This window comes from Defluviitoga sp., from assembly GCF_035349255.1.
Lineage (GTDB): Bacteria > Thermotogota > Thermotogae > Petrotogales > Petrotogaceae > Defluviitoga.
In genome coordinates, this window is sequence record NZ_DAOPSE010000066.1 from 1 (window position 1) to 4,530 (window position 4,530).

Annotated in this window: 3 protein-coding genes and 1 pseudogene; all 4 read left to right on the plus strand. The window is 33.1% G+C overall.

The window, feature by feature from the left end:
• Nucleotides 1–486, plus strand: a pseudogene (locus PKN74_RS07955) (hypothetical protein); the annotation flags it as partial.
• A gap of 110 nt (nt 487–596) precedes the next feature.
• A complete protein-coding gene (locus PKN74_RS07960; protein ID WP_472310278.1) occupies nt 597–875 on the plus strand; it encodes a hypothetical protein in 279 nt (92 codons plus the stop codon).
• Nucleotides 876–896: 21 nt separating this feature from the next.
• Nucleotides 897–2,987 carry a RecQ family ATP-dependent DNA helicase gene (locus PKN74_RS07965; protein ID WP_472310280.1) on the plus strand — a complete coding sequence of 697 codons (2,091 nt, stop codon included), beginning with the start codon at nt 897–899 and terminating at the stop codon, nt 2,985–2,987.
• On the plus strand, nt 2,987–4,003 hold the full coding sequence (locus PKN74_RS07970) for a DNA-processing protein DprA (RefSeq protein ID WP_472310282.1): 1,017 nt from the start codon (nt 2,987–2,989) through the stop codon (nt 4,001–4,003). Before PKN74_RS07965 ends, PKN74_RS07970 begins: the two co-directional genes overlap by 1 nt.
• Nucleotides 4,004–4,530: the final 527 nt, after the last annotated feature.

Here is a 4,530-nt window from a genome sequence, read left to right on the forward strand (position 1 = left end):
CTTACTTTTTATGATATTGATCATGCTCAATATAGAATTGAAGATCCTATGTCGTTACCACCAATAATGGAAGAATTTTATTCTGATGTAATTGGACATCCAAGATTATCTGATAAGGAAATTATAGAAAAATATTTTTACATACATGAAAGTGTTGGGTATCTTGGTAATGTTGATTTAGAAACTTCTCTTTTGTTTTCATTTATGTATGAAAGATCAGGAAAGGATGTTATAGTTTGGAGAGATCCAGAAAAATCATCTGCTTATTCAGCAACTAATTATCTTTTATATAATATAAGATATTATGTTTGTGACTATTTTATTGATTATCAACACAACACATATGTTGAAGATCATATTGATAAACCTATCCAATTAAAATTTCTTGAAATAAACGGAAAATATTATACTCATATGATATATAAAGAGGATGGTAAAATACAAGTATATCCAGATAATATATCAATACTCATAGAAGTTCATTGAAAAAACAAAAAGTCCCTTGCACTGTTAAGGAAGAAAAACTATGTTATAAGACCTTTCCTATTATATTTTTTGGTATAATTTTTTATACTATCATAAGGGAGAGAAAAAATATGGATAGAAATTCTAAATACGATCCTTTTGAAGACTATAATTGTGACCTATCAATAGATTATGACGATGATTGGGAAGAAAAAACATTAATAGCGCTACAATACAAAGAACAAGAATTAGAAGAATTAGAAAAAGCTCAATATTGGTTCGAAGATCTAGACGATTCAGAATTAATAAAATATGATCTTGATACTGAAGATCACGGTAATTATAATTCTGATTATGAAGATATTGATGATATTGAATTCATAGATTTCAACAATTACCATGATTCTTAAAAACAAAGGGGGAGAGTATGAGTGAAGGAAAAAGGTCTTGCTTTATTAAAGGAGATGTTAGGACAAACAGCAGAATTTCACAATGATCAATGGGAAAGTATAGAATCAGTTTTAAATCGTAAAAAAACTTTAGTTGTTCAAAGAACTGGTTGGGGTAAGAGTATAGTATATTTCATTGCAACTAAATTGCTTCGAGAACAAGGGGCAGGTCCTACAATTCTTATCAGTCCATTACTCTCCCTTATGAAAAATCAGATAGAAAATGCAACTAAGATAGGAATTAGTGCGGAAACAATAAACAGTGATAACAATAAAGATTGGGAAAGGGTTCAACAACGTCTTTTTGAGGGTAAGTGTGATATATTGCTGCTTTCACCTGAGAGATTAGGAAATCAAGATTTTATGACATTAATTCTGCCAAAGATAAAGGGTGGAATAGGAATGTTCGTAATAGACGAAGCTCACTGTATATCTGATTGGGGACATGATTTTCGCCCTGATTATAGAAGAATTGTAAGAATTATAAAATATCTTCCTCCTAATGTTCCTGTACTTGCAACAACAGCCACTGCAAATCAAAGGGTTGTAGAAGACATACAAGAACAGTTGGGCAGTGATTTAACAGTAATAAGAGGCCCTCTAATGAGGGAATCGCTAAGGTTGCAAACCATAAAACTTAAGGATCAAGCAGAAAGACTAGCTTGGTTATATGAAAATATCACAAAAATTGAGGGATCAGGAATAATTTATTGTTTAACGATTTCAGATTGTAATAAGGTAGCAAAGTGGCTTCGCAAAAAAGGTATTAGTGTATTAGAGTATCACACAAGGCTTTCTGAAAACAAAGAGGAAAACAGAGATCTTCAAGAAAAAAGAGAGCAACTGTTAATGCAAAATAAAGTGAAGGCCCTTGCATCAACGATAAAATTGGGAATGGGTTACGATAAACCTGATTTAGCGTTTGTTATTCATTTTCAACGTCCGGGTTCATTAGTAGAGTATTATCAGCAAATTGGCAGAGCAGGAAGAAAATTAGATAACGCATATGCTATTTTACTAAACGGCGGCGAAGATGATGATATTCAGGAGTTCTTCATTAGAGAAGCGTTTCCTACTCAAGAAGAGATGCAGAAGGTTGTTGATTTAATTGAGAATTCTGAAAATGGACTTAGGGAGAGTGAAATGCTAAAAGAATTGAATATATCACAAGGACGATTGAGAAATTGTCTCAAGCTGCTGACTATTGATACGGTCATTTCCAAAGAAAACTCAATATACTCAAGAACCATAAATCCATGGAATCCTGATTTAATAAAGAGCAAACGCGTAACAGAGCAAAGGTATGCCGAACTTGAGAAAATGAAAGAATTTGTTGACCTTAAGACTTGTTATATGAAGTTTATTTCTCAACAATTGGATGACCCTTATGCTAAAGCTTGTGGAAAGTGTAGTAATTGTGAAGGTAAGAAGTTTTTCAGTGAAAAAGTTAGTAAAGATAGCGTTTTAGAGGCTGTTAAATTCCTTCAAGGAGAATTTTTAGAAATTCCCCCCAGAAAGATGTGGCCAGCCGGAATTATTGCTTCCACAGGCAAAAAAATCCCCGAATCCGAGCAAAATAAAATTGGAAAAGTTTTATGCACCTATGGAGATGCTGGTTGGGGCAAGTATGTAAGACAGGATAAATATGAAAATAATACTTTTAGAGAAGAATTAGTAGATGCTAGTGTCGATTTAATCAGAAATCATTGGAATATGGAAAGTGCACCAAAGTGGGTTACTGCTGTACCTTCTTTAACACATCCGGAATTAGTTAGAGGTTTGGCTCAAAGAATAGCAAAAAAATTGGGAATCCCCTATCTGGATATGATTATAAAAACAAAACAAACAAATAAACAAAAGTCAATGCAGAACAATTTTCAACAGTGTAAAAATGCGTATGAAGGATTTAAGGTTATTGGTAAATGCCCAGAGGATCCTGTTCTTTTAATTGATGATATGGTTGATTCACGGTGGACTTTCACTGTCTGTGGATCATTGCTCAAAAAGGCAGGTTCAGGTGATGTTTACCCCTTTGCACTTGCCTCAACATCAAAATCAGAAGGTGTTGAATGATGAATAGTTTAACAAAAGATAGTTTAGCGATTATTTTGATATGCTCTGATATTGGACTAAATATGAAAAATGATGATAGTCTTAAACCATATACTGTTAGTCAATGGAACAAACTTTTTAAAAGACTTGAGCAGTCTTCTTTGAAAAAACCTGGGGCTCTTTTTAGCAGTGATGAGCAAGTTTGGAGCAAGGAACTAAATCTCCCAAAAGATGAAATTCTTCGGCTTAAAAAATTATTAGCAAGAGCCGGACAAGTAGGTATAGAGATAGAGCAGCTACAAAGTCAAGGCATTAACATTACCACATGGGCTGAAGAAACTTATCCTAAAAGATTGAAGGAGGTAGTAAAAGAGAAAAGTTCTCCTATGTTTTACTATTGTGGCAATTTGGACCTTTTAAAAACAAAAACTGTCGCTATAGTAGGGTCAAGAAATATCGACGAAAATGGTTTGAATTACACAAAGAAGTTTGTTACTCGTTGTGTAAAGGAAGAATTAACTATAGTATCAGGAGGTGCGAAAGGCGTAGACATTATTGCTCAAGAAACAGCACTAACTAGCGGCGGAAGTGTAATATCTGTTTTATCCGATAGTCTTTCAAAGAAGATTAAACAAAAAAAGGTTAGAGAGGCTATCATTAACGGAAAGTTACTTCTTTTTTCGGCTGTTAGTCCTAAAGCCTACTTTACGGTGTATAACGCTATGAATAGAAATAAGTATATTTATGGATTATCAAATTTTGCACTTGTTGTCTCGTCTGATGAGAATAAAGGGGGTACTTGGGCAGGGGCATTGGAAAATATAAAAAACAAATGGGTTCCACTATTTGTGAGACAAGGAAAGGATGTCCCAAAAGGCAATCAAAAACTCATAAATATGGGAGCGAAACCTTTAAATGAAGAAGTTTTAGATAATAAAAATATTCATTTGCTTAATTTGCTAAATGACAGTACAAGTAGTATACCAGATAAACAAAAATACTCTCAGCCCGGTTTGTTTAACAGTCTAAGACCATGATAACAAATTTGGTTCTCCATCTTGACTCAGCTCAATCCTAAGATTGGTATTTGAATTTAAAAAGATGTTCGATGATTAGAAAACTTCTTAGGCAGCTAAGTGTCCTGTGTTTTTCTTTATTCCTTTTGGTATTCTTAATTTAATACAGCTTAATTATTCATTATTTTTTTGATAGAACCTATAGCAAGATTTAGAGAACTACTCGAACAAAAGAGCATTGGAAAAAATAAATACGCCATGTATGTTCGCAAATACTTCTAATTTATCATATTAGATGAGAACACGACTGATGGAATTTTATATCAAAGGTTAGTAACTTTACGTAAAAAAATGTCTGTCGACCTCCAATAGGGTAAAAAACCCAGGGGATCGACAGACATGTGTTATAAATCACAAGCATTATTCCATGAGCTTTTGATTTGTTTTTTAACATTTCCTCAAAGTTTTGCTTGACAATTGTAATTTTTTATGATACACTTTTTATCGTGAACCTATGGGTGTCTATCCTACCTTTAAGGAATAAAAAC

Coding starts and splice junctions, on each gene's coding strand:
- PKN74_RS07960 (WP_472310278.1), top strand. CDS start 597: ATGGATAGAAATTCTAAATACGATCCTTTTGAAGACTATAATTGTGAC.
- PKN74_RS07970 (WP_472310282.1), top strand. CDS start 2,987: ATGAATAGTTTAACAAAAGATAGTTTAGCGATTATTTTGATATGCTCT.